General features: G+C 64.5%; 24 protein-coding genes and 1 riboswitch. Of the genes, 13 read left to right on the forward strand and 11 right to left on the reverse strand.

What is annotated here, in order from left to right:
- Nucleotides 1-108 precede the first annotated feature (108 nt).
- Complete coding sequence (locus RCH10_RS04165; protein WP_409051413.1) at nt 109-351, reverse strand: hypothetical protein; 243 nt, start codon at nt 349-351, stop codon at nt 109-111.
- Here RCH10_RS04165 and rpoD point away from each other — a divergent pair.
- On the forward strand, nt 344-2,572 hold the full coding sequence (gene rpoD, locus RCH10_RS04170; RefSeq protein WP_323496547.1) for an RNA polymerase sigma factor RpoD: 2,229 nt from the start codon (nt 344-346) through the stop codon (nt 2,570-2,572). The two genes, RCH10_RS04165 and rpoD, sit on opposite strands and share 8 nt — an antisense overlap.
- 103 nt (nt 2,573-2,675) lie before the next feature.
- Entirely contained in the window at nt 2,676-3,905 is a 1,230-nt protein-coding gene (locus RCH10_RS04175) for a multidrug effflux MFS transporter (protein WP_323496548.1), read from the forward strand.
- Between the two features lie 25 nt (nt 3,906-3,930).
- Here the strand turns inward: RCH10_RS04175 and RCH10_RS04180 are convergent, their stop codons facing one another.
- The gene (locus RCH10_RS04180; RefSeq protein ID WP_323496549.1) at nt 3,931-4,869 is read right to left on the reverse strand and encodes a LysR family transcriptional regulator; all 939 of its coding nucleotides are present in this window, start codon (nt 4,867-4,869) and stop codon (nt 3,931-3,933) included.
- A 107-nt stretch (nt 4,870-4,976) separates the two neighbouring features.
- Here RCH10_RS04180 and hpaH point away from each other — a divergent pair, with 107 nt between their 5' ends.
- Genes hpaH through RCH10_RS04200 form a run of 4 tightly spaced genes read left to right on the forward strand, consistent with a single transcriptional unit; the run spans nt 4,977 to nt 9,128 of the window.
- Nucleotides 4,977-5,780 (forward strand): 2-oxo-hept-4-ene-1,7-dioate hydratase, encoded by an 804-nt coding sequence (gene hpaH, locus RCH10_RS04185; RefSeq protein ID WP_409051414.1) that lies wholly within the window; start codon nt 4,977-4,979, stop codon nt 5,778-5,780.
- 7 nt (nt 5,781-5,787) lie between these two features.
- Nucleotides 5,788-7,260, forward strand: coding sequence for an aldehyde dehydrogenase family protein (locus RCH10_RS04190; RefSeq protein WP_409051415.1), 1,473 nt, complete (start codon nt 5,788-5,790; stop codon nt 7,258-7,260).
- Nucleotides 7,261-7,272: 12 nt separating this feature from the next.
- Entirely contained in the window at nt 7,273-8,181 is a 909-nt protein-coding gene (locus RCH10_RS04195; RefSeq protein ID WP_409051416.1) for an extradiol ring-cleavage dioxygenase, read from the forward strand.
- On the forward strand, nt 8,178-9,128 hold the full coding sequence (locus RCH10_RS04200) for a fumarylacetoacetate hydrolase family protein (RefSeq protein WP_323496553.1): 951 nt from the start codon (nt 8,178-8,180) through the stop codon (nt 9,126-9,128). The genes RCH10_RS04195 and RCH10_RS04200 overlap by 4 nt, the downstream gene beginning before the upstream one ends.
- Here RCH10_RS04200 and RCH10_RS04205 read toward each other — a convergent pair.
- From RCH10_RS04205 to thiC, 5 genes are read right to left on the reverse strand one after another with little or no spacing between them, the layout of a single operon-like run.
- Nucleotides 9,085-10,773, reverse strand: coding sequence for a bifunctional hydroxymethylpyrimidine kinase/phosphomethylpyrimidine kinase (locus RCH10_RS04205; RefSeq protein ID WP_409051417.1), 1,689 nt, complete (start codon nt 10,771-10,773; stop codon nt 9,085-9,087). The genes RCH10_RS04200 and RCH10_RS04205 overlap by 44 nt on opposite strands.
- Nucleotides 10,770-11,624 carry a thiazole synthase gene (locus tag RCH10_RS04210; protein ID WP_323496556.1) on the reverse strand — a complete coding sequence of 285 codons (855 nt, stop codon included), beginning with the start codon at nt 11,622-11,624 and terminating at the stop codon, nt 10,770-10,772. Before RCH10_RS04210 ends, RCH10_RS04205 begins: the two co-directional genes overlap by 4 nt.
- Before the next feature lie 16 nt (nt 11,625-11,640).
- Complete coding sequence (gene thiS / locus RCH10_RS04215; protein WP_409051418.1) at nt 11,641-11,928, reverse strand: sulfur carrier protein ThiS; 288 nt, start codon at nt 11,926-11,928, stop codon at nt 11,641-11,643.
- Nucleotides 11,925-12,962, reverse strand: coding sequence for an FAD-dependent oxidoreductase (locus tag RCH10_RS04220; RefSeq protein WP_409051419.1), 1,038 nt, complete (start codon nt 12,960-12,962; stop codon nt 11,925-11,927). The genes thiS and RCH10_RS04220 overlap by 4 nt, the downstream gene beginning before the upstream one ends.
- A 12-nt stretch (nt 12,963-12,974) precedes the next feature.
- Nucleotides 12,975-14,870, reverse strand: a complete 1,896-nt coding sequence (gene thiC / locus RCH10_RS04225; protein WP_409051420.1) for a phosphomethylpyrimidine synthase ThiC — start codon at nt 14,868-14,870, stop codon at nt 12,975-12,977.
- Between the two features lie 79 nt (nt 14,871-14,949).
- Nucleotides 14,950-15,052, reverse strand: a riboswitch (TPP riboswitch).
- Between the two features lie 169 nt (nt 15,053-15,221).
- Here thiC and RCH10_RS04230 point away from each other — a divergent pair.
- From RCH10_RS04230 to RCH10_RS04240, 3 genes are all read left to right on the forward strand, one after another.
- On the forward strand, nt 15,222-15,950 hold the full coding sequence (locus tag RCH10_RS04230) for a Coq4 family protein (protein WP_409051421.1): 729 nt from the start codon (nt 15,222-15,224) through the stop codon (nt 15,948-15,950).
- A gap of 22 nt (nt 15,951-15,972) precedes the next feature.
- Nucleotides 15,973-16,446 (forward strand): C40 family peptidase, encoded by a 474-nt coding sequence (locus RCH10_RS04235; RefSeq protein ID WP_409051692.1) that lies wholly within the window; start codon nt 15,973-15,975, stop codon nt 16,444-16,446.
- 64 nt (nt 16,447-16,510) lie between these two features.
- Nucleotides 16,511-16,954: a universal stress protein gene (locus RCH10_RS04240; RefSeq protein WP_409051422.1), complete on the forward strand. Its 444-nt coding sequence runs from the start codon at nt 16,511-16,513 to the stop codon at nt 16,952-16,954.
- Between the two features lie 14 nt (nt 16,955-16,968).
- On the opposite strand, the gene RCH10_RS04245 is transcribed toward RCH10_RS04240, so the two are convergent.
- Both RCH10_RS04245 and RCH10_RS04250 read right to left on the reverse strand, forming a co-directional pair.
- A complete protein-coding gene (locus RCH10_RS04245) occupies nt 16,969-17,184 on the reverse strand; it encodes a hypothetical protein (RefSeq protein WP_187052642.1) in 216 nt (71 codons plus the stop codon).
- Nucleotides 17,185-17,267: 83 nt separating this feature from the next.
- Nucleotides 17,268-18,230, reverse strand: coding sequence for a helix-turn-helix domain-containing protein (locus RCH10_RS04250; RefSeq protein WP_409051423.1), 963 nt, complete (start codon nt 18,228-18,230; stop codon nt 17,268-17,270).
- 192 nt (nt 18,231-18,422) lie between these two features.
- On the opposite strand from RCH10_RS04250, the gene RCH10_RS04255 reads away from it, so the two are divergent.
- Nucleotides 18,423-19,493 carry a carbon-nitrogen hydrolase family protein gene (locus tag RCH10_RS04255; RefSeq protein ID WP_409051693.1) on the forward strand — a complete coding sequence of 357 codons (1,071 nt, stop codon included), beginning with the start codon at nt 18,423-18,425 and terminating at the stop codon, nt 19,491-19,493.
- A gap of 25 nt (nt 19,494-19,518) precedes the next feature.
- Nucleotides 19,519-20,583: a phenylacetaldoxime dehydratase family protein gene (locus RCH10_RS04260; RefSeq protein WP_409051424.1), complete on the forward strand. Its 1,065-nt coding sequence runs from the start codon at nt 19,519-19,521 to the stop codon at nt 20,581-20,583.
- A gap of 76 nt (nt 20,584-20,659) precedes the next feature.
- Here RCH10_RS04260 and RCH10_RS04265 read toward each other — a convergent pair whose 3' ends face one another.
- Complete coding sequence (locus tag RCH10_RS04265) at nt 20,660-22,621, reverse strand: DEAD/DEAH box helicase (protein ID WP_409051425.1); 1,962 nt, start codon at nt 22,619-22,621, stop codon at nt 20,660-20,662.
- Between the two features lie 264 nt (nt 22,622-22,885).
- The gene (gene orn, locus RCH10_RS04270) at nt 22,886-23,518 is read right to left on the reverse strand and encodes an oligoribonuclease (RefSeq protein ID WP_409051426.1); all 633 of its coding nucleotides are present in this window, start codon (nt 23,516-23,518) and stop codon (nt 22,886-22,888) included.
- A 58-nt stretch (nt 23,519-23,576) separates the two neighbouring features.
- Here orn and RCH10_RS04275 point away from each other — a divergent pair, with 58 nt between their 5' ends.
- Together RCH10_RS04275 and RCH10_RS04280 are read left to right on the forward strand one after the other, a co-directional pair.
- A complete protein-coding gene (locus RCH10_RS04275; protein WP_409051427.1) occupies nt 23,577-24,848 on the forward strand; it encodes a M48 family metallopeptidase in 1,272 nt (423 codons plus the stop codon).
- A gap of 27 nt (nt 24,849-24,875) precedes the next feature.
- The gene (locus RCH10_RS04280; protein WP_323496566.1) at nt 24,876-25,217 is read left to right on the forward strand and encodes a 4a-hydroxytetrahydrobiopterin dehydratase; all 342 of its coding nucleotides are present in this window, start codon (nt 24,876-24,878) and stop codon (nt 25,215-25,217) included.
- Nucleotides 25,218-25,229 lie beyond the last annotated feature (12 nt).

Here is a 25,229-nt window from a genome sequence, read left to right on the forward strand (position 1 = left end):
CGCAATGCACTCCCCTAGCGGGAACGGGCCAATACACCGCAAGGACTGCACACCAAATGTTCGCCCGACATCTTGCCGGTGTGCTTAGTCAGTTTGGCCCATGAGGATTTATTTCCTCTGTGCCCCCTTGTATGCCTGCACCGGGTCTGTGGTGCGCGTGTGATTCCGCTTGTTAATTCTTGATGTTCGAGGTTGTATGCCCAGTTCAAAGAAGCCTGCCGTGTCCGCCAGCCACCCCGCTGCTAAAAAACCGTTGAAGGCGACCATTGCACCCTCAAGTGCAAAGGTAACCAAAGCGGGTGCCGCCGCCTCAAAGCCGGCTGCCGCAACGAAAGTGAAAATAGTGCCCACGACCAAATCGAATCCTTCCGCCGACCTGAAGAAGCCCGCTGCAACCGCCGTAGCCGCGACGCCAGCCGCACCCGCTCCAAAGAAAGTGGGCCGTCCGCCCAAGGCAGCCGCTGCTTCAGGCGCGGCTGCACCCGCTGCCACCGGCGCCAAGCGCGGCCGAAAGCCCAAGGCTGGCAACGAAGCACCCACGAGCGACGTCGACCTGTCGGACATCGAGGACGATCTGGCCGGTGAACCCGTCGTGACGTCGACCGAAGAAAAGGTCAAGCCACTGCGCATGAAGATCAGCAAGGCGAAAGAACGCGCCTTGATGAAGGAGTTCGGCCTCGACGAGACCGTGCTGTCTGAAGAAGACCTGGCCAAGCGCCGGTCGCGCCTCAAGACCCTGATCACCCTCGGCAAGACCCGCGGCTATCTGACGCACGGAGAAATCTCCGACCACTTGCCCGACAAGCTGGTCGACGCCGAAACGATGGAAGTCGTGGTCACCATGCTCAACGACATGGGCGTGGCCGTTTACGAGCAGACACCCGATGCCGAAACGCTGCTGCTGAACAACACGGCGCCAACCGCCGCGACCGTCGAAGAAGCCGAAGAAGAAGCGGAAGCTGCCCTTTCGACCGTCGACAGCGAATTCGGCCGCACGACCGACCCGGTTCGCATGTACATGCGCGAAATGGGCACCGTCGAACTGCTGACGCGTGAAGGCGAAATCGAAATCGCCAAGCGCATCGAAGGTGGCTTGATGGCGATGATGGAAGCGATCTCCGCATCGCCCGCCACCATCGCCGAAATCCTGCGGCTGGCCAACGAAATTCGTGCCGGCGTGGGCAAGGCCGTCATCACCACCTTCGTCGACGGTTTCTCGAACCCCAACGAGGCCGACGACTATGTGGCCGAAGAAGACTTCGACGAGTTCGACGCTGAAGACGACGACGACGGCAAAGGCGGCTCCAAGGCGCTGACCAAGAAGCTCGAAGAACTCAAGCGCGATGCGCTCGAACGCTTCGACCGCATGGCCACGATGTTCGAAAAGATCCACAAGATCTACGAAAAAGAAGGCTACGGCACGCCGTCGTATGTCAAGGCGCAAGCGGCCCTGAGCGAAGAGCTCATGACCATCCGCTTCACCGCCAAGACGATCGAAAAGCTGTGCGACATGGTGCGCAGCCAGGTCGACGATGTGCGGAAGAAAGAGCGCGAGCTGCGCCGCATCATCGTGGACAAGTGCGGCTTTCCGCAGGACGACTTCATTCGCGACTTCAGCGGCTACGACAAGAACGGCAACCGCGTCGCCTCCCACCTGCTGAACCAGAAATGGGTCGAAAAGCAGGCGGCATCCGGCAAGCCTTGGAGCGTGGTGCTCGCACGGAACATCCCACCGGTGCAGGAACTGCAGCAAAAGCTCGCCGACATCCAGGCGCGCGTCGTGGTGCCGTTGCCTGAGCTGAAGGACATCAACAAGCGCATGAACGAAGGCGAATATTCGTCGCGCGCCGCCAAGAAGGAAATGATCGAAGCCAACTTGCGCCTTGTGATTTCCATCGCCAAGAAGTACACCAACCGCGGCCTGCAATTCCTCGACTTGATCCAGGAAGGCAACATCGGTTTGATGAAGGCGGTCGACAAGTTCGAATACCGTCGCGGCTACAAATTCTCGACGTACGCGACCTGGTGGATTCGTCAGGCCATCACGCGCTCGATCGCCGATCAGGCCCGCACCATCCGTATTCCGGTGCACATGATCGAGACGATCAACAAGATGAACCGCATCAGCCGGCAGCATCTGCAGGAGTTCGGATTCGAGCCCGATGCATCCATCCTGGCCGCCAAGATGGAGATCCCGGAAGACAAGATCCGCAAGATCATGAAGATCGCCAAAGAGCCGATCTCCATGGAAACGCCGATCGGCGACGACGACGATTCGCACCTGGGCGACTTCATCGAGGACAGCAGCAACACGGCGCCGATCGAGGCTGCCATGCAGGCTGGCCTGCGCGACGTGGTCAAGGACATCCTCGACTCGCTGACGCCACGCGAAGCCAAGGTGTTGCGCATGCGCTTCGGCATCGAGATGAGCACCGATCACACGCTCGAAGAAGTCGGCAAGCAGTTCGACGTGACGCGTGAGCGGATTCGCCAGATCGAAGCGAAGGCGTTGCGGAAGTTGAAGCACCCGAGCCGTTCGGACAAGCTGCGTTCGTTCATCGACACGCTCTGACCCCGCGGATCCCGTTACAAGGATCTCGAGCCAAAGCGCCCGCTGCGCCCTTCACAGGGTGCCGGGCGCTTTTTTTATCGCACGACAACAAAGAGAGACAAGCATGAATCCGGACGCCGCCAAACTCTGGCAAGCCCCCCGATGGGCGCTTGCCGCGCTGCTGGCTGTGCTCGGCATGGTTGGGCCGTTTTCGATCGACACCTACATCCCGGCGTTCTCGGGCATCGCGCAATCGATCGGGGCGACGCCTGTCGAGATGCAGCAGACGCTGTCGGCGTACCTTTTCGGCTTCGCCTTCATGAACCTGTTCCACGGTGCGCTGTCGGACAGCTTCGGGCGTCGGCCGGTCGTGCTGTGGGGTATGGCGGTGTTCACGCTCGCGTCGCTCGGCTGTGCGCTGTCGCAGAATATCGGCCAGCTCGTGCTGTTCCGCGCGCTGCAGGGCCTGTCGACCGGTGCCGGCATCGTGGTGTCGCGTGCGGTGATTCGCGACATGTTCCCGCCCGCCGAGGCGCAACGCGTCATGTCGCAGGTCACGATCTATTTCGGCGTCGCGCCGGCCATTGCGCCCATCGTCGGCGGCTTTTTGTTCGTGCACCTGGGTTGGCACAGCGTGTTCTGGTTTCTGGTGGCGGTAGGCTGCGTACTGTTTACCGCCAACTACAAGTTGCTACCCGAGACGCTGCACGTAAGTCATCGGCAGCCATTCGAGTTCAAGCACCTGATGCGCGGTTATTGGGACCTGTGCTCCGACCCGCGCTTTCTGCTGCTTGCGCTGGCCAGCGGCGTGCCGTTCAACGGCATGTTTCTTTACGTGCTCGCTGCACCGGCTTTTCTAGGTGACCATTTGCAGCTCGCGCCGACGCAGTTCTTCTGGTTCTTCCTGCTGACCATCGGCGGCATCATGTCGGGCGCATGGGTCAGCGGCCGTATGGCCGGCAAGGTCACGCCCAAGCGGCAGATTCGCGATGGCTTCCTGATCATGCTGGTCACGTCGATCGTCAACGTGGCGGCCAACGCCGTCTTTGCGCCGCACGCGGCCTGGTCGCTGTGGCCGATCGCCTTCTTCGCATTCGGCTGGGCACTGATGGTGCCGGTCGTCACGCTGCTGGTGCTCGACCTGCACCCCGAGCGCCGCGGCATGGCATCTTCATTGCAAGCCGTGATCGGCTCGACCGCCAACGGCATCGTCGCTGGCGTGATCGCGCCGCTCGTCATGCACTCGCCATTGGCGCTTGCGGTGACGTCGATCCTGATGCTGTCCATCGGGCTCGTGGCGTGGGTCTGGCTGCATGGCCGCTGGCCGGAGATCGGCCGGCGCATCGCGGTCTGAACAGACTGACCAAGGCGCAGGCAAGTCACCCGCGCCTGGACGACGGCGTGAAGCGCGGGCCTTCGGCCTTCATCCACTTTTCCAGCGCTTCCGCGAAGCCTGCAGACGCCGGTGACGTCACGCGGCGCAGCGGCCGGTACAGGCAGACGTGGCGCATGACTTCGGGTGCAGTCACACGACGCATCACCAGGCCCCAGCGCTCACCCGCCCACACGCCGACATAGGCCGGTGACAGCGTCGCTGCCAAGCCCGCCGCGGCAATGCCGAGCGCAGTCGAGATGTTATCGACCACGTCGATTGGCGTGATGCGCTCGTCTTCCGGCAGACCGAGCCGCATCTGCGCCACGCTGCGTTCATGGTCGCGGCCAGCGGTAACGAGCGCATGCGCGCGCAGGTCGCGCCAGCGCAGCGTGCGCTTGGTGGCGAGCGGGTGGTCCGGCGCACACCACAACACCCAGGGACTTTCGAACAGCGGCACGCGCTGCACGTCGTCGCCGGTCGGCCTGTCAGGACCGATCGCCAGATCGACATCACCGCTCGCGACCATCTCGACGAGTTGCTCGACCGCGGCATCTCGAATGCGGACCACGACCTTGGGCCGCAGCCCTGCGTAGTCGCGGATCGCGCGCGGCAGCATGGCGCTCGCGATGACCATCGGCGCCGCCACGCGCACCAGGCCGGCGGCGCGATTGCGCAGATCGGCGGCCGCGGCTTCTGCCAAGCGAAGGTGCTTGAGCACGGGTTCGATGGCGCCGAGAAACTCCTTGCCTGCTGCGGTCAGCGCGACGCGGCGCGTGCTGCGCTCGAACAACTTGAAGCCGGCAGACGACTCGAGTTCGACGACGAGTTGACTCACTGCCGATGGCGTGAGCGCCAGTCGATCGGCCGCGGCAGTAAAGCTGAGCGTGTCGGAAACGGTGGTGAATGCGTCGAGTTGGCGCAGTGTGTAGCGGGGCAATGGCATCGTTCGATTATCCAGCCCAGCTACGCAATCGACCCAAAAGCATCGATTGTCTTCATGGCCGCTAGCAGGGAGACTTGCGACCGTTACAACGAACGAGAGACAACGCGATGCTCGACCACGCGACACACAAGACGCTCGCGCTCGCGCTGCACGAATCCGAACGCAGCCGCGTGCAGGTCGAACATTTCTCCAAACGCTATCCGGCGATGGAGATCGCAGACAGCTACGCCATACAAAGGGAATGGGTCGCCCTCAAGCTGGCCGAAGGTCGCACCATCAAGGGCCACAAGATCGGCCTCACATCGCGCGCGATGCAGGTGTCTTCGAACATCACCGAGCCGGATTACGGCGCGTTGCTCGACGACATGTTCTTTCGCGAGGGTGCCGACATTCCGGCCGCACGATTCATTCTTCCGCGCGTCGAGGTCGAGCTCGCCTTCATGTTGCAGCGCGACCTGCGTGGCCCCAACGTCAGCATCTTCGACGTGCTCGCAGCGACCGACTACGTGGTGCCCGCCATCGAGATCATCGACGCGCGCATCGAGCAGGCCGATCGCATCACAAAAGTACCGCGCAAGGTGTTCGACACCATCGCAGACAACGCAGCCAATGCCGGCATCGTCATGGGCGGACGGCCGGTCAAACCCGATGCGGTCGACCTTCGCTGGTGCGGCGCCCTGCTCTACAAGAATGGGGTCATCGAAGAGTCGGGCCTGGCGGCTGCCGTGCTCAATCATCCGGCCAACGGCATCGCGTGGCTGGTCAACAAACTGGCAGAGCACGACGAAGGATTGAAGGCCGGCGAAGTCGTGCTGGCCGGCTCTTTCACGCGGCCCGTGGCCGCGGCGGCGGGCGATGTTTTTCACGCCGACTACGGCCCGCTCGGTGCCATCGCATTTCGATTCGTCTGAACCCACCATGACCTCCATGATCCACGTCGCGGGTATCCACGTCTCACCCGACCACTACATCGACGGCCAGCGCGTCGCATCGACCGAAACCTTCGAGCTGCGCTCGCCGATCGACCAGCGCGTGCTAGGCCATATCAGTGAAGGCAGCGATGCCCAGGTCGACGCTGCCATCACGGCAGCGCAGCGCGCATTCCGTGCCTGGGCCGCACTTGGCGCCGAAGGCCGCAAGCCCAACCTCGACCGCTTCGCCGACGAAATCGGCAAGCGTGCCGACGCCTTTTGTATGCTCGAATCGAACGATGCCGGCGTGCTGCTGTCGCGCATGAAGCATGGCGTCGTGCCACGCGCGATGCTCAACATTCGCTGGTTCGCCGAGCACGCACTGACGTTGCAAGACAGGCCGATCGAGACCGAGCAGGCGACGCATATCGTGCGGCACGATGCGGCGGGCGTCGTCGCCATCATCACACCGTGGAACGCACCGCTGATGCTCACGACCTGGAAGCTCGGCCCGGCGCTGGCCGCGGGCAACACGGTCGTCGTCAAGCCGCCCGAATGGGCGCCGCTCACCTGCTCGATGCTGGCCGACGCGGCCCATGCGGCTGGCCTGCCGCCGGGTGTTCTCAACTTCGTGCAGGGCGCGGGCGCGACCACGGGCGCGCGTCTGGTGAGCGATCCGCGACTCGCACGCGTTTCGTTCACAGGTTCGGTCGGCACGGCCAAGCGCATCGCGCAAGCCGCTGCGGCCAACCTCGTGCCATGCAGCCTCGAACTCGGCGGCAAGTCGCCCTTCATCGTGCTCGAAGATGCCGACCTCGACGGCGCGGCTGCGACGGGTGCGCTGATGTATCGCAACGCCGGTCAGGTGTGTCTCGCGGGCACCCGCTTTCTCGTCCACTCGAAGGTCGCCAACGCCTTCGTCTCGCGCATGCGGGCGCATGTCGAACAGCTGACCGTCGGCGATCCGCGCGAGGCTGCAACGGAAGTCGGCCCCATCATTCATCCGCGCCAGGTCGAGCGCGTGAAAGCGTTCGTCGAACGTGCCGTAGCCGACGGCGCCGAGTTGCTGTGGGGCGGCGCAATGCATCCGTTCGGTGCGCAGTATTTCCAGCCGACCATGCTCACTCATGTGAAGCAGGATTCGGAGATCGTGCAGAACGAAGTCTTCGGCCCGGTGCTCACGCTGCAGACCTTCGACGACGACGAAGAAGTCATCGCGATGGCCAACGGAACCGACTACGGCCTCGGCGGTGTCTGCTACGGAGAGGTGGCGCATGCGACCGCCATTGCCATGCAGGTCGCGACCGGTTTCATCTGGGTCAACTCCTTCGGCATCCGCGATCTGGCGGCGCCGTTCGGCGGCATCAAGCGCTCCGGTGTCGGACGCGAAGGTGGCGACTGGAGCTTCGAATTTTTCTGCGACGTGAAAGACGTCGTCGTGCCGAAGAAGCCTTTCAAGGCCAGCTTCAGCCACCGTTGAAAGGAGAACGACATGGCACAGATCGTCGGCGCCGCACTGGTGTCGCACCACCCCGGCTTGATGCAGGACGACGACTTCCGCGTGAAGATGGGCGACGGCGCGGACTCGGACCTGATCGCTGGTTACCAGCGCCTGCGCGACCGCATCGACGCGGTACGGCCCGACACCTTCGTGCTGTTCGATACGCACTGGTTCACGACCGGCTATCACCTCATCGACGGCGGTGCGCACATGCAAGGCACCTACACATCCGACGAGATGCCCTGGTACCTGCACGGCCAGCACTACGACTACCGCGGATCGCCTGCGCTCGCGGAGCTCATCGAAGAGGTCGCGGTGGAACAGGGCGTGATGAGCAAGGCGATCTATGACGAAGCGTTGCCGCGGCACTACGCGACCATCAACGTAGTCAACAAGCTTGTGCACGGTGAGCGGGTGGTGTCGGTCAGCACGTGCCAGAACTGCCAGCCGCGCCACTACCTCGAGTCGGGCCGCGTCATCGGCGAGGCGATCCGGCGTATGGACGCCGACATCGGCGAGCGCGTGGTGCTGCTGGCTTCAGGGGCGCTGAGTCACAAGTTCAATGAGATCGACTGGGTGCAGAAACATCCGCGGATGTACCACGAGACCAACGTGTCACGGCAATCGAACGTGGCGGCCGACAAGGAAGCGATCGCGCTGCTTGCGCAAGGACGGCACGACCTAGTCCTCGACCAATGGGACAGCAAGTTTCGCCCGCTGCCGTGGGAAGGTTTTGGCGGCCATTACCTGCAGATGATCGGTGCGCTCGGTGGCGCCGATTGCCGCAGCAAGGGGACCGCGTTGTCCGACTACGAGAACGCACGCGGTACCGGCAACGTCCACATGTGGTTCGACATCGAGACCACCGAGGCGAAGACAACGCAAGAGGCTTTAGCATGAGCAAGTACCTGCACGAATTTCCGTTCGCAGAACTGCCAGCGGTGATGCGCGGCCCGCGGGTCGAGCGCCGCCGTGTGCTGAGCCATGGCTCGCCGTACTGGGGCACCGTGATCGACGGCGACACGCTGCGACTCGACGACGGTCGCGACGTCGCGCTGGCCGATGTCACGCACCTGCCACCGTGCGAGCCGACCAAGATCATCTGCGTGCACCTGTCGTACAGCTCGCGCGGCATGGAGACGCGCAACAAGGCCAAGCCGACGGAGACGCCGACCTATTTCACCAAGCCGCCGACCGCGATGAACGCGCACGGCGGTGAACTCGTGAAGCCTGCCGACTGCAGCTACCTCAACTACGAAGGCGAGCTCGCCGTCGTCATCGGCAAGGTATGCCGCAACGTGACGCCCGACGAAGCCTGGGACTACATGCTCGGCTTCGCACCGGCGCTCGACATGGGACTGCAGAACTTTCGCGACACCGACCAGGGCTCGATGCTGCGCGTGAAGGGCGCCGACGGGATGCTACCGATCGGCCCGGGCCTGGTGACCGGCGTCAACATCTTCGACCAGACCTTGCGCACCTACCGCAACGGCCTGCTCGTTCAGGAGGCCCACATCGGCGACGAGATGGTCTGGGGACCGCACTACATGGTGGCCGACATTGCACGCCACATCACGCTGATGCCCGGCGACGTGGTGCTGACCGGCACGCCGTGCCATTCACGATCGGTCGATCCGGGCGACACCGTCGAAGTGGACATCACGGGCATCGGGCGGCTGACCAGTCATGTGGTCGCGGGCTCGGTGCCACGCGCTTCTGCGCTCGGCGTCGGCCACGCACCGACCGATTCAGACGAAGTGCGGCGCGTGGCGATGGGTCACGATCCGCGGGTGCCGGATCGCTTCAAGGACAACTACCGGGCGGCGGCGCAAGTCCCCAACCGTTAGGCAGGCTGGGGTGCGGCAGGGGCAGCAGCGACTCTTGCTGAGCTTGCTCCGGTCGCTTGTGCTTCTTCAATGCCGTGGTTGCGACGCCTTCGCGCAATGCCGTCGCCAGCACCGGCACGGTGGTCGTCGCGTCGACACCCAACGCGCGCACGACGCACACGCCCGACACACCGCACGCGGCCGCCTCACTCACCTGCCCCGGCTGCAAGATGCCGCCAATCGCAACGACTGGCGCACCGGCCATGGCGTTCCACCAGCGCAGGTTGTCCAGCCCTTGCGGGCGCCACGGCATGTCTTTGGTGAGCGTCGGCCACACCGGCCCGCACGCCACGTAGCGCGGCGCCAGGGCACGGGTCCGGCACAGCTCCCACAGACTGTGCGAACTGATGCCGAGTGCGAGTCCACTGCGCAGCAGCTCGCCGCGACCCGCCTCACCCAGCGCCAGTAAGTCGTCCTGCCCGAGATGCACGCCGCTGGCGCCCAACTCCTGCGCCAGCGCCCAGTGGTCGTTGATGAACAACTCGGCATTCGCCGCGCGGCAGGCCGCCACGCTGCGCGCGATCTCGTCGCGCAGCTGCGCAGTGCAACGCGCGTCGGGCGGTTGGGCCGGATTCGCTAAATCGGACAGCGGCGGCGTCTTGATGCGCAGTTGCACCGAGCGCACGCCCGCGGCCAGTACCTGCCGCACACGTTCGGCGCTGTCGACGATGGCGTAGAGACCCAGCAACGGGTCGTCGCTGCGGCGTGGTGCCGCGAAGCAGGCCGCCTCGCCCCACGACATGCGCGGCAACAGCGCAGGGTCGGCGTGAAAGCCCGGCCGCGCGATCACCGGTCCTGCGCCGGTGCCCGCCGCATGACCGCTTTGGAGCGCCTGCGTGGTCGCCATCTTCGCAAGGACGAGCGCATCGGCCGCGACGTAGCCGAGTGCCAACGCTGCGGCAACACTGCTCGCGAAAGTGCAGCCGGTGCCGTGGTTGTGCGTCGTGTCGACACGCGGCGATGCGAGCCAGCCGGCGGCGTGCTCGGTGTCGATCCAGTCGAGTGCCTCACGCTCCGCACTCTGCACGTGGTCCGTGCTGTCGCCGCCGGTAATGCAAACCGCCGCAGCGCCGCACGCGCGCAGTCGTCGGGCGAGTGCCGGCACGTCGCTGCGGCCAGCGTCATCGCTATCGCCAAGGCCGCTGTCTTGCGCCTCCAACAAGCGATGCGCCTCGCGCACGTTCGGCGTGACGACCGTGGCGCGCGGCAGCAGCAGATCGCGGTACGCCCGCAACACTGCCGCGTCGGCGAACTGCGCACCGGTGCTCGCCCCCAGCACAGGATCGACCACCAGTGCGACAGGGCGCTCGCGTCGCAGCAGGTCGATCCATCGTGCGACGCATTCCACTTGCGCCACGCCGCCCAGCAGGCCGGTCTTGATGGCGAGTGGCGGCATGTCGGCGGCAAGCGCTTCAAGCTGTGCATCGAGCCACGCGACCGGCAGCGGCTCGATGCGCGCGACAGTGCGCGAGTTCTGCGCCGTCACGGCCGCGACCACCGGACACAGGTGCACGCCGAAGGCATCGGCGGCGCGCTGATCGGCTGCCAGCCCCGCGCCGCCGCCACTGTCGGTGCCGGCGATGCTCCAGATCACCGGCGGCCTCATCGCGCGACCTCGCCGATCAGAAATGGTTGCCCACCCACCGGCGTGCTGGCGACCGCGAAGTCTTGCCGTGCCATGACGCCGGCTTGCCAGCCACCGCGCCCGGCCTCGACGGCATGCCGAAACGCACCGGCCATTCGCACCGGGTCGCGCGCTTGTGCGACCGCAGAATTCAACAGCACCGCGTCGAAGCCCATCTCCATCGCCAATGCCGCGTGCGAGGGCGCACCGAGGCCGGCGTCGACGATCAACGTCGCGTCGGGCAGCCGCTCGCGCAAGGTGCGCAGGGCCCAGGGGTTCAACAGCCCCTGCCCCGAGCCGATCGGCGCGCCCCACGGCATGAGCACGGCGCAACCCGCATCGAGCAATCGCCGGCAGGTGACGAGGTCGTCGGTGCAATACGGCCACACTACGAAGCCGTCGCGAACCAGCGTCTGTGCAGCGACCAGCAGTTCGGCCGGGTCGGGCTGCAGCGTGTGCTCGTCGCCCACGACCTCCAGCTTGATCCACCGGGTGTCGTACATCTCACGCGCCATGTGCGCCAGCGTGACCGCGTCGCGTGCGGTGCGACAGCCGGCGGTGTTGGGCAACAGGCGGGCGCCCTGTCGCAGCAGTGCCTCGCGCACGATCGTCATGAAGCCGTTGTCGCCACCGCCGCCATCCGTTCTTGCCATCGCCCGCTTCAGGCCGACGGTGACGACCTGCGTACCAGCGGCAGCGATGGCGTCGCGCAGCGTGTGCGGCGATGGATAGCCGGCTGTGCCGAGCAAGAAGCGGCTGCGCATCTGCACGCCATCGACCGTCCAGAAGTCGTCGGATGCAGTGGCGGCGGGTTGCGTGGGTTGTTCTGTCATCACAAGTCTCCGCGGCTCAGCCGCCGACGATGGGTTGAAAAAACAGCACGACATCACCGCCTTCCAGCACGCGCCGGTCGCGTTGTCCGCGCGGCACGAAGTCGCCGTTGATGGCCGTGCCCATGGCCAGCGGCGCGTGGCCCAGCGACTGCATCAATGCAGCCAGCGTTGTGCCGGCAGCGACTTCGCGAGGTGCACCGTCGAGTTGCACGGTGATCGTTGCGATTGGCGTGCCGGTATGCATGTCGGTTTGGGTGGCGTCGGTCACGCGGTTCAGGTCGTTCATGTCAGTCATGTCGTTCATGCAGCAAGCGCCTCTTCCACCAACGCTGGCGCCAGCAGCCAGCCATGCCTGAACAGTCCGTTGATGCGCACCAGTCCGTCGCGCACTTCCACCACCGGCGCATGGTCCGGTAATGCGGGTCGCAGGCTGCGGTCGAGCCGCAGGATGCGTGCTTCGGCCAGTGCCGGCAAGACGCTGTGCGCCGCGGCCATCAACTCGACCGCGCTTTGCAACGACACCGGTGAGCGGTCTTCGCTTTCGATCTCGCTCGCTCCCACAATCACGACGTCGCCGGGCCGCGGCACGACATAGACGCGGTGCCGAGGATGCAGCAGTCGGACGGGCCGCGTCAGCCCGAGTCCCGGCGCATGCAGCCAGACAGTTTCACCACGAACGCCGCGCACCGGCAAGGCGGGCCGCGCGCCCACGCCGCGCACGTCGAACACCGTGTCGAAGCGCTGCCAGCCGAGTCTCTCGACGTGCAGGGCGCCGGGCTCGAGGTCGGTCACGCGGCGCTGCCAACACCAGCGCACACCGGCCGCGCCGTCGTGCAGTGCCGCCATCGCGGCGGCAGCGTCGATCTGCGCTTCACCCGGCAGCAGCCATGCATGCGCCACGCTGGCGAGCGCCGGTTCGAGCACTGCCAATGCGGCTGCATCGAGAGTCTCTGCCGGCATCAGCCCGGCGACTTCGTGGTTGCCAAGGCGGGCGAGCACGCGCTCGGCGCTGCCCTTGTCGGCGCGGTGCGCGAGCATCAGACTGCCGCGTTCCGCGAAGTGCGGCGGCCCCGGAAGCTGCCGCACGATGTCGCGCCAAAGCCCGATCGAACGCAGACCCCGCACGGCGATGTCGGCGGTCGCGTTGTCGAGTTCGGCCAGCGGGCTCAACATGCCGGCCGCGGTGAAGCCGGCGGCACCCTGGCCGTTGAAGCGCGCTACCGCGTCGTCGGCCGGATCGAACACCGTCACCGCATGGCCGGCGCGCGACAGCTGCCAGGCGAGCAAGCGCCCGAGCAGCCCGGCACCGGCGATGCCCATGCTTTTGGCGTGCGCCATGGAAGGCGCCACTCAGGCCTGCGGCACGATCGGAATGTAGAGCTCGCCGCCGGCTGCCTTGAACTCGCTTGACTTGCTGGCCATGCCCGCATCGAGCGCCTGTGTTTCGGTCAGGCCGCGCAGTGCCGCGAACTCGCGCACCTCCTGCGTGATCTTCATCGAACAGAATTTCGGGCCGCACATGGAACAGAAGTGCGCGACCTTGCTGCTGTCCTTGGGCAAGGTCTCATCGTGGAATTCGCGAGCGGTGTCGGGGTCGAGACCGAGGTTGAACTGGTCCTGCCAACGAAAGTCGAAGCGCGCCTGCGACAGCGCATCGTCACGCGCCCGTGCGCCGGGATGGCCCTTGGCCACGTCGGCCGCGTGGGCTGCGATCTTGTAGGCGATGATTCCCTGCTTCACGTCGTCGCGGTCCGGCAGGCCCAGGTGTTCCTTGGGCGTGACGTAGCACAGCATGGCGGTGCCGGCCCAGCCGATCATGGCCGCGCCGATCGCGCTGGCGATGTGGTCGTAGCCCGGCGCGATGTCGATGGTCAACGGGCCGAGTGTGTAGAACGGCGCTTCGTGACAGGTCTTCAACTGCTCGTCCATGTTGGCCTGGATCAAGTGCATCGGCACGTGGCCCGGTCCTTCGATCATGGTCTGCACGTCGTGTTTCCAGGCGATCTTCGTGAGCTCGCCCAGCGTGTGCAGTTCGGCAAACTGGGCTTCGTCGTTGGCATCCGATGCGCAGCCCGGGCGCAACGCATCGCCCAGCGAAAAGCTCACGTCGTAGGCCTTCATGATGTCGCAGATGTCTTCGAAGTGCGTGTAGAGAAAGCTTTCCTTGTGGTGCGTGATGCACCACTTGGCCATGATCGATCCGCCACGCGACACGATGCCGGTACGCCGCCCCGCCGTCAGATGGATGAAGCCCAGGCGCAGTCCGGCATGGATGGTGAAGTAGTCGACGCCCTGCTCGGCCTGCTCGATCAGCGTGTCGCGGTAGATCTCCCAGGTGAGGTCTTCGGCCACGCCGTTCACCTTCTCGAGCGCCTGATAGATCGGCACGGTGCCGATCGGCACCGGGCTGTTGCGCACGATCCAGTCGCGCGTGGTGTGGATGTTGCGGCCGGTCGACAGGTCCATCACGTTGTCTGCGCCCCAACGGATCGACCACACCAGCTTTTCGACTTCTTCCTCGATGCTCGAGGTGACTGCCGAATTGCCGATGTTGGCGTTGATCTTGACCTTGAAGTTGCGCCCGATCGCCATCGGCTCGACTTCGGGATGGTTGATGTTGCCCGGGATGATGGCGCGGCCACGGGCCACTTCGTCGCGCACGAACTCGGGCGTGATGATCTTCGGGATCTGCGCGCCCATCGGGTTGCCGGCGAGGCGTTTTTCGCGCGCGGCATCGGCCATGTACGGCGCCATCCATTCGCGCTTGCCGTTTTCGCGCAGCGCGACGTATTCCATTTCCGGCGTGACGATGCCGCGCCGCGCATAGTGCATCTGCGTCACGTTGCCGCTCTGGCCGGCACCGGTGCGGGCGCGCCGTGGCGTGCGTTGCAGCGAGGCGGCGCCGGCACGCAATTCGGCAATGCGCTGGGCATCGCGGTCGGCATGCGTCGCCCCGTCGTCCAGCGCCAGATGCAGGCGGCCTTCATAGCTTTCGGTGTCGCCGCGCTCGGCCACCCACACATCGCGCACGCTCGGCAGTCCGCGGCGCACGTCGATGTCGATCGTGGCATCGGTATAAGGGCCGGAGGTGTCGTAGAGCGAGACGCGCTCGCCATTGGTTAACGCCACCTCGCGCACCGGCACGTTGAGGTCTGGGCGGCTGCCGGCGATGACGCCTTTGGTGGAAGCGGGAAAGGGTTCGCGGGTGAGCGCGAGAAGAGACGCGAACTTGTCGATGGCATTCATGCGGGGCACTCCTGGTTGCAAGACAACGGGTGCTCCGCGATGGCTCCGGGGCGGCGCCCGTCATCGGCGGACGGGCACACAGGGGAGTCGCAGCTCTTCTTACGCTGGTATGAACCAGATCAAGTTCGCGGGTTCGGACTGACCATCTCAGCACGCGCTTGCGTGCACCCCGGAGCGGGACCGATTCTGGGCATGGTGCGCGCGGAAGTCAACCAGCAATGCCCAGCCTGACGGTCTTCCACCGCAACGTTGGGGCGGTGAAAATAAGTCCTGCCCGGAGACCGCGAGACTGCACAGTGTCTCCTCAGTGACTTCTCAGTGATTGCGCTGTGGGCTGTTCAAGAAAAAACCATGACGACTTCAGCATCTCCCACACCGTACAAACGCGACTTCCCGACAGCGTTCGGCGCCATTCGCAAGCTGCTCGCCGATGGCAACGACACGACACAGGTGTTCGTCATCATGCGAGCGCTCAACGGCCCGGTACCGCGCCATAACTACGCTCGCTTGATGCACACGCCGGCTGGCAGAAAGCTTGCCTACCGCCGCGTCGAACTAGCGGAGCGATTCTCCGATCCGGCCTTCATCGCGAGCTTTGCGCCGGGCACCGTCGGCGCCGAGTACCGCGCGTTTCTTGAACGAACCGGATACAGCGCCGCCGGTCTGGCAGAGATATCCAATCTCAACCGTGAGCCGCTGGTCGAAGACCCTTACGCATGGAGCGCAAGGCGCACGCGCGACGTGCACGACATCTGGCACGTGCTCACCGGCTACAAGGCCGACGAGAGTCTGGGTGAAGCGGCGCTGGTCGCGTTCAGCTTCGCCCAATCGGGCGGACTGGGCTGGGCCTTTATTGCGTTGGCTGCCTCCTTGAAGAGTCTGCGCGTGACTGGAAATTCCGTGTTCGCGCGTGCGGTGATCGAAGGCTGGCGCAACGGCCGCAAGGCGGCGTGGCTACTGGGTGAAGACTACGAGTTGCTTTTGCACGAGCCGCTCCCCGCAGCGCGCGAACGCCTCGGCATCGCGCCTCCGACCCGCTATGTGTCGGCGCAAGGCGTGCTGGCCGAGCATCTCGCCTGATGGCGCTCGTTCGATGACGCCTATGCGGCGGCTTCCCGGCTCGGCGCTTCTCCTAGCCGCCGCATTGCTCGCGGGTTGTGGCAGTCAGCAAACTTCAGCGCCCCGCGCGCCACGCGCCGCGCTGTCATCGGAGCAAGCCAACGACATCGCGATCCATGCACTCGGCCTGGTCGGTACGCCCTATCGATACGGTGGCAATACGATCGAAGGCGGCTTCGATTGCAGCGGCCTCATCGGCTATGTCTACCGCTCCCGCATGGGCGCCGCGCCGCCGCGCACGGTGGCGCAACTCTCCGACTTCGGCGATCCGGTAGCGACACGCGAACTCCGCTCCGGCGACATGGTGCTTTTCGGAAGCGGACGGCCGACGCATGCCGGCATCTACGTCGGTGAAGGGCGCTTCGTGCATGCGCCTTCGACTGGTGGTGAAGTACGGCTCGACCGGCTCGACGGTCCTTACTGGTCGAGGCAGACGCTCAAGGTGCGGCGGCTTTGATGTGCGTCAAACCCGATGACATCGCTCGGCCGCAAGATCGCGCCAGACACTTGAGGATCGATCCATGTTCAAACGCATTCTTGTAGCCACCGACGGCTCTACGTTGTCGAAGAAGGCCGTGCGCGCTGCCATCACGCTGGCGGCGCTGCACGACGCGCAACTGGTCGCGCTGACCGTCGTGCCGCGCTATCCGACGAGCTACCTCGATGGCGCGATGGCGTTTTCTGCCGAGGAGATCGCAACCACCGAAAAGCGCTGGGCCGATTCCGCGCAAGCCGTGCTCGACGACATCGTTACGGCCGCCAAGGCCAAAGGCGTGGACATCAAGACCGCGACCATGAGTTCCGATCAGGTGGCCGAATCGGTGATCCGCGCGGCACGCAAGCATCGCAGCGAGCTGATCGTGATGGCATCCCATGGCCGCAAGGGGTTGAAGCGGTTGCTGCTGGGCAGCGAGACGCAGCATGTGCTCACGCACTCTTCTCTGCCGGTGCTGGTGCTGCGCTGAAGCTCATCTGAACATCAAGGAAGCAGCCGCTGCCACAACGGCTTGCGCTTTGGCTCCAACGCCTCCAACGTCCCGTTGATGGTCGTCGCGCCGGCGAAGCGACGTCGCGCTTCCTCCTCGTGCGCTTGCGCCACATGACGTGCCCCCTCGTCGCCATGCATGACCGCGCGGCGCCAGTTCAAGGTGCGCGCGATGAGGTCTTGATCTGTGAGTTGGTCGGGTTGTGTCATGCCCGGATTGTCAGTTACATATCGGTTACAAATAGGGAACTTTCGCACGGCTGAAGGCTAAAAGCGGGCTGTGCGCATCAGCATCATTGCATCCGTGAATTACGCCACTCGCGCGGTGAACAACCGAAGCGCTCACGGAACGCGCGGCTGAAATGCGCAGCGTCGTTGAAGCCTCGCGCATAGGCGATTTCGCCCACAGGCCGACCGACCAGCCGTGGCTCGAGCAGGTCTTTGCTGCATGCTTCGAGCCGGCGTTCCCAGATGTATTGCGAGGCGGTGAGCGGCTCGCTCTTGAAGACCCGATGGATGTGGCTGGCCGACACACCGAGCTCGGCGGCCAGGCTGCTCACGGACAACGTCGGGTCGGCCAGTTGCTCGTCGATGCGGCGCTTCACGCGAGCCAAGTGATAGGCCGTCAGATTGCTGAGGCCGGGTGCGCGCGCCGCCGGCAAGGTCTGCAGACCCGCGACAAGAATGCTCTGCACGCCGTTGGCCACGGCGAGCGCTGAAGCCGGCTGCAAGGTGTCGATGTCTTCTCGCAGCGTCCGAATCATGCCGAGCAACAGGTGCCCGGCGCCTTCACGGCCGGACACCGTCGTGGCGGTCAGTGTTTCGGTGTTGCGCAGTTCGCTGCGCAGACGCTCGCCCGGCAGCTTGAGCACGATCTGCTCGAACGCATCGTCGAAGCGCAACTCGTAGGGCCGAGTGCTGTCGTACAGCGCAAAGTCGCCGGCCGACAGCACCGCGTCGCGGCCGTCTTGCCGCACCATCCCTTTGCCCTTCGCCTGGATGCTCACCAGAAAATAATCGTCCGACGAGCGCGCAATATGGCCTGCGGTGCGTGTCACGTTCTGTGCGCTCGACGTCACCACCGACACGTCGAGGCTGGGCAGCGTGTGCTGCCGGATGCTGCCTTCGAAATTGCCTGCCTCGTCCGGGCGCACCGGATCGCATCCGAGCTGCACGTAGACGTTGCAGATCATGTCGGTCCAGTACGCGAGTCGCTGGTTGCGGGGAACCGCGTCGGTGCTGAGCAATTGATTCATGGGTAACTCCCGAAGTGCGGTCCAGAAGTGCGTTCTCGAAATGCGTTCTGCCACGCTGGAACAAGAACGCCGCGCGTGTCGGACAAAGTGTTTGCTGGCGGCGAACTTACGCTTCAAGCAACCCGCATGCCATCGCGCAAACCCGAAGCGCACGGCGCGGCCGATCCTTCCAACCCGCCAGGAGAAACCAACATGCCCCGTGCTGCCCATCCCAAGTTTCGCGTCGCTGCCGTGCAGGCGGCGCCGGTGTTCCTCGACCTCGACGGCACCATCGACAAGACCATCGACCTGATGGCCGACGCTGCCGCGCAAGGCGTCAAGCTCATCGCGTTTCCGGAGACCTGGCTGCCCGGCTATCCGTGGTGGATCTGGCTCGATTCACCAGCGTGGGGCATGCAGTTCGTGCAGCGCTACAACGACAACTCGCTGGTGGTCGGCTCACCCGACTTCGATCGGCTCCGCGATGCGGCGCGCAAGCACAAGATCTGGCTGTCCACAGGCTACAGCGAGAAAGCTGGCGGTAGCCTCTACATTGCGCAGATGCTGATCGACGACCAGGGCAACACGGTACAGACGCGCCGCAAGCTCAAGCCCACGCACGTCGAGCGCACGGTGTTCGGCGAAGGCGACGGCTCCGACCTGACGGTGTGCGAAACAGCGATCGGCAATATCGGCTCGCTCTGCTGCTGGGAGCATCTGCAACCGCTCAGCAAGTACGCCATGTACGCGCAGAACGAGCAGATCCATTGCGGCGCATGGCCGAGCTTTTCTCTCTACCGCGGCGGCGCATACGCGCTTGGAGCCGAGGTCAACAACGCGGCAAGCCAGGTCTATGCGGCGGAAGGCCAGTGCTTCGTGATCGCACCCTGTGCCACCGTGTCGCCGGCGATGAGCGACCTGCTCTGCACCGACGCGGGCAAGAAGCAGATGCTGCTCACCGGAGGCGGCTTTGCGCGCATCTACGGCCCGGACGGCTCGCCAATGGGAACCAATCTCCCGGAAGACCAGGAAGGCCTGGTCATCGCCGAAATCGAACTCGGAATGATCTCGCTCGCCAAGGCGGCGGGGGACCCGAGCGGGCACTACTCGCGACCCGACGTCACGCGCCTGCTGTTGAACAAGACACGGCGTGAGGCGGTGGTTTTCGAGCGGACGGCCGAGCGCGAATCGGGTGCGTTCGAGGTGGCTGCGCCGGTCGCCCCTTCGCCCGCCGTTGCCGCGGAATCCACCTCGCCAGGCGCGCGCGTCCCGCTCGCTGCCTGACCGCAACCGAGCCACGGAGCAACTCATGGAATCCGCCATCGCAGAGCATTTGAAGTGTCCGCGTACACGGCATCGCCGGGTCGAGGACGACTACGCACCGCCCTATCCCGTGTGGTCGGCGCGTGCCGCGCCGTCGGTCACGCAGGTCGTAATGGGCTACTTCGGCGTGCAGTCGCGCGGCGTCGCGATGCAGGGCAAAGCCTGCGCCGCACTGATGAAGATCGCTGCTGGCTTCGCGCTTGCCGACGGACCGGGTCATCACGACCTCACGCACTATGTCGATGCCGATGGCTTCGACAATATGATCGCCATCGCGTACTGGAACGACACGGCGAGCCATGCACGCTGGTGCGCGACTCCCGCAATCGATGCATGGTGGTACGACGACGTGCGGCTCACCGAAGGGCTCGGCTACTTTCGCGAGATCGCATCGCCGCGTGTCGAGCACTACGAGACCATGTTCAACACGCCCGATCGCTTCGAAGGCGTCGGCATGGTCATGGGCAAACTCAGCGGCGAACTGCAGGAGCACGGCTACTGGGGCTCGATGCGCGACCGCATTCCACTGTCGCAGACCGATGCGATGTCGCCGTCGGGCTGGCGCGCGATCGTGGCCGGTGCGCCGCTGCCAGGCCAGCGCGTTCAAGTCGCTGGTCACCAGAACATCGCGATGATCCGCTCCGGTCAGGAATGGACCGACACCGCGGGCACGGAACACACGATGTATGTCGAAGAAATGGAGCCCGTGTTGCGCGAAGGCATGGACTTTCTGCGCGACCGGGGTTTGTCGATCGGCTGCTACAGCAACCGCTACATGACCCATCTCGACGCCGCGGGTGCGCCACTGCAAAAGTCGTTCGGTCTCAGCTATTGGCGGTCATTGGCAGACATGGAACGCTGGGCCGAATCGCATCCGACGCACGTGGCGATCTTCGGCGGCTTCATGCGCTACGTGCAGGCGCTCGAGTTCCAGGTCAAGCTGCGCGTGTATCACGAGGTCTCGGTTTTGAAGGCGGACGAGCAGCGCTACGAGTACATCAACTGCCATGCACGCACCGGACTCATGAACGGCTTGCAACATGCGAGTTGAGTAGACAACGAAAGGCCCGCCGTCTTGCGAGGGCGGGCCTTTCGATCAAGCGCCATTGCAGGCGCTGACATTCGGTTTAGCGCGTCGGCTTGAACGGAGCGCGCTTGGCAGCTTCGCGAGGAACGAACACCTTGCCGGCACCACCGTGGCCAGCGCTTGCGCCGCGGGGCGCGAAGCCCTCGCTGCGACCACCGCCAGCACCACCGCGCGGTGCGCCGTCGCCGAATCCGGGCTTGCGACCGTAGCCGCCGCCATCTTCGCGAGCGCCGCCACCGAAGCCGGCATTGTTACCGCCGCCGAAGCCACTGTTGCCGCCAATGTTGCCCTGGTAGTTGCCACGCGGGCCCGGTGCGCTCGGACCACGCGGAGCGCGGTCGTTGAAGCCGGTCGCACCAGCGTAGTTGCTGTTGCCGCCACCAAAGCCGCCGCCATTGCCGCCGCCGAAGCCACCACGATGGCCGCCAGCGCCACCACCGCCGCCGAACTTGCGGTCACGCGAATGGTTGTCACGGCTGTCGCGGGCACCGCCGCGGAACTCGCCCATCGGCGGGCGCGATTGCGGCATGCGCTGTTGCGGTTCCAGACCGGGGATGGTCTCGGAGTTGAACTGCTGACGGCTGTACTGCTCGATGTCCATGATCTTGCGGCGATCGCGGAATTCGGCGAACGTGATGGCCAAACCATCGCGCCCTGCACGGCCGGTACGACCGATGCGGTGGGTGTAATCCTCGGCCTTCATCGGCAAGCCGAAGTTGAAGACGTGGGTGATCGTCGGCACGTCGATGCCGCGTGCGGCCACGTCCGTTGCCACCAGGATCTGCACCTGGCCCTGGCGCAGTGCCATCAGGCGACGATTGCGCAGGCCCTGGCTCAGCGCGCCATGCAATGCCACGGCGCTGAAGCCGGTTTGCTGCAGGTCGGCGGCGAGGCCGTCGCACTCGACTTGCGTGCTGGCGAACACGATCGCCTGGTTGATGGTGGTGTCACGCAACCAATGGTCGAGCAGCTTGCGCTTGTGCTGGCTGTTGTCGGCCCAGAACAGCACTTGCTTGATGTTCGCGTGCTTTTCTTGCGGGCTGTCGATGGTGATGCGCTGGGGTTCGCGCATCACGCGCTGGGCCAGTTGCTGAATGCGCGGCGCGAAAGTCGCGCTGAACATCATCGTTTGCTGACGCCCGATCGTGAGCTGGTTCACTTCTGCGAGATCGTCGGAAAAACCGAGGTCGAGCATGCGATCGGCTTCGTCGACGACCAGGAACTTGACCTGATCGAGCTTGATTTGCATCGAGCGCTGCAGGTCGAGCAAACGACCTGGCGTAGCGACGACGAGGTCGGCGTTCTGCAGCTTGGCGATCTGCAACTGGTAGGGCATGCCGCCCACCACGTTGGCGATGCGCAGGCCGCGGCAATGCTTGACCAGCTCGATGGCGTCGTGTGCGACCTGCTGCGCGAGTTCGCGCGTCGGGCACAGGATCAAGGCGCCTGGCGTGGCAGCCTTGAAGTTGCGGTTGCTGGTCGGGTCTTTGCGCTTCGGCTTCTTGAGCGGCGCTTCACCGCGGGCAGCAGCTTCAGCGGCCTGGCGCTGAAACTCGGCCTTGGCTTCGGCTTCGGCCTCTGCCTGGCGCTTGAGCAGCGTGTGCAGCACAGGCAGCAGGAAAGCGGCGGTCTTGCCGCTGCCGGTCTGGCTCGACACCATCAGGTCGACGAAACGTGCAGCGCCGTTTTGATCGACATCGCCACCCATGGCGAGCGGAATGACCTTGTCTTGCACCGTGGTCGGCTGGGTGAAGCCCAGGTCGGCGACGGCGGCGATCAGTTCAGGTGCGAGGCCGAGACGGACGAAGCCGTTCGGCAGCGCAGGCGCTTCCACGATTGCTTCATCAGCAGCGGTAGCGATTTCGTTGTTTGGTTCGACATCCGGCGCGACTGCGTCGAGTGTTTCCAGGATGGGTGCTTCCGACACGGTGTCGGGAGCAACGGAAAATTCAGTGGATTGCACAGGCGCGAATTCGCCCTGCGCTTCAAAAGCGTCGGTCATGATTCAATCTTCATACGCGAGCGCTGCCGTAAGCGGCGCTCCGTTGGTGGTTAAAAACATCAACCATCCAACGACATTCAGCAGAGGCTTTCGCCAGGGCTGCGGCCTTTTTGATTTGCAGCCGGAACCAGAGAAACTGGTTACCGAAAGCAATCGGGCGCGGTGTGCAAGACAGGGAGATGCAAGAGACGCTGCCGTTGCCACCAAAGGCTCACCGCAGCGAAGCCATCGATTATCGCATGGCTCCGGGTTTTTACCTAATCGTCAGTCGGTCAAACGCAGAAAGGTGGTGCGGTAATGCGCCAGCTCTTCGATCGACTCGTGCACGTCGGCCAAAGCGGTGTGCGCTTGCTGCTTCTTGAAGCTGCTGTACGCACTCGGCTTCCAGCGCTTGGCCAGTTCCTTCAACGTGCTGACATCAAGGTTGCGGTAGTGAAAGTACGCCTCGAGCTTCGGCATGTACTTGACCAGAAACCGCCGGTCCTGACCGATGGTGTTGCCGCACATCGGCGAGCTGGTCTTGGGAATGTATTTAGAGATGAACTCGAGCATCTGCTGCTCGGCCGTCGCTTCGTCGAGCGTCGACGCTTTCACCTTGTCGACCAGGCCGCTACGGCCATGCGTGCCTTTGTTCCACGCATCCATGGCGTCGAGCACTTCGTCGGTCTGGTGAATGACCAGCACGGGGCCTTCGATCCGAGGCGTCAGATCGGGACCGGTGACGACAACGGCGATCTCGAGCAAGCGCTCTTTTTCCGGATCGAGGCCGCTCATCTCGCAATCGAGCCACACCAGGTTCAGGTCGCTCTTTTTAAGCGTTACGGGCGCTGCGGCGGACGTCGGTGTCGCAGTTGCAGCAGTGGTCGGAGCACCAGTCGAATCAGTAGGTTCAGGCATCGGGGGATTGTCACCGATGGCCTGCGAGGCGCAGGTGCGGGGACTAAACTCGTGGCCCATGTCCTCATCGATGATCTTTACTGTCGCCTTCGCCGCTGCGCTGGTTGCCGGCCTGCTCGTGAAGTTCTGGCTCGCCTCACGGCAGATGCGCCACGTCGCCCGGCACCGCAACAACGTGCCGACGCCGTTCGCTCAAACCATCAGCCTCGCGGCGCACCAGAAAGCGGCCGAATACACCATCGCCAAGTCGCGCTTCGGCTTGATCGAGATGGCGTGGGGCGTCGTAATTTTGCTGGGCTGGACGCTGCTCGGTGGCCTCGATGTGGTCAACAAGCTGCTGCTCGCTTGGCTTGGCGGCGGCATGACCCAGCAATTGGCGCTGCTCGTCGCGTTCGCGGCGATCGGTGGCTTGCTCGAACTGCCCTTCACGCTCTGGCAAACCTTCAGGTTGGAAGAGCGCTTCGGCTTCAACAAGATGACGCTCAAGCTGTGGCTGGCCGATGCAGTGAAGTCGACGGTGCTGGGCACGGTGATCGGCCTGCCCATCGCTGCGTTGATCCTCTGGCTGATGGGCGCAGCCGGCACCTTCTGGTGGCTTTGGGCCTGGTGCGCGTGGATGGGTTTTAACCTGCTGCTCATGCTGATCTACCCCAGCGTCATCGGGCCGCTCTTCAACAAGTTCAAGCCGCTCGACGACCCGACGCTGCAGGCGCGCGTGACCGCGTTGATGAAGCGTTGCGGCTTCGCGGCCAAAGGCCTGTTCGTGATGGACGGCAGCACGCGCAGCGCGCATGCCAACGCGTACTTCACCGGCTTTGGTGCAAGCAAGCGCGTTGTGTTCTACGACACATTGCTACGCCAGCTGAGCGCCTCCGAGGTCGAGGCCGTGCTCGCACACGAACTCGGACACTTCAAGCACAAGCACATCGTGAAGCGACTGGTCGCCATGTTCGCCTTAAGCCTCGCAGGCTTCGCGTTGCTGGGTTTGGTCTCGTTGCAGAGCTGGTTCTTTACCGGTCTGGGCGTGCAGCCCAACATGGGTTCGCCCAACAGCGCGTTGGCCCTGCTGCTTTTCATGATCGCTGTGCCGGTCTTCGGCTTCTTCGTGGCGCCGCTGTCGGCACGCCTGTCGCGCAAGCACGAGTTCGAAGCCGACGCGTATGCCGTCTCGCAAAGCAGTGGCGCCGACCTGTCTGCCGCACTGCTCAAGCTCTATCAGGACAACGCCTCGACGCTCACGCCTGACCCGGTGTTCGTCAAGTTCTACTATTCGCATCCGCCCGCCTCCGAGCGCCTGCAACGCATGGCGCTCGTGCCGGCAACAGCCTGACCCTGAAAGCGCACCATGAGCAACAGCATGTTCAAACCCAAAGATTGGAAAGTCTTGCCGCGCAGAGCATTGACTGCGACCGAGATCGTCGCCAGCCTGTCGAAGCTCGCCGGCTGGAAGCTGAGCGGCGACGGCGCGGATGTCGTCATCGAAAAGACGTACAGCTTCAATAACTACTTCGAGACGATGGCGTTCGTGAATGCGCTGGCCCTCATCGCCCACATGCAAGACCATCACCCCGATCTGTCGGTGCACTACAACCGATGCGTGGTGCGCTTCAACACACATGACGTGAGCGGGCTTTCAGCTACCGACTTCGACTGCGCCCGCCAAGCCGATGCGCTGCTGTCGACCGCTTCCACCGCATGAGAATTGCTGCAT

Source organism: Variovorax sp. GrIS 2.14, assembly GCF_046115955.1.
Taxonomy (GTDB): Bacteria; Pseudomonadota; Gammaproteobacteria; order Burkholderiales; family Burkholderiaceae_C; genus Variovorax.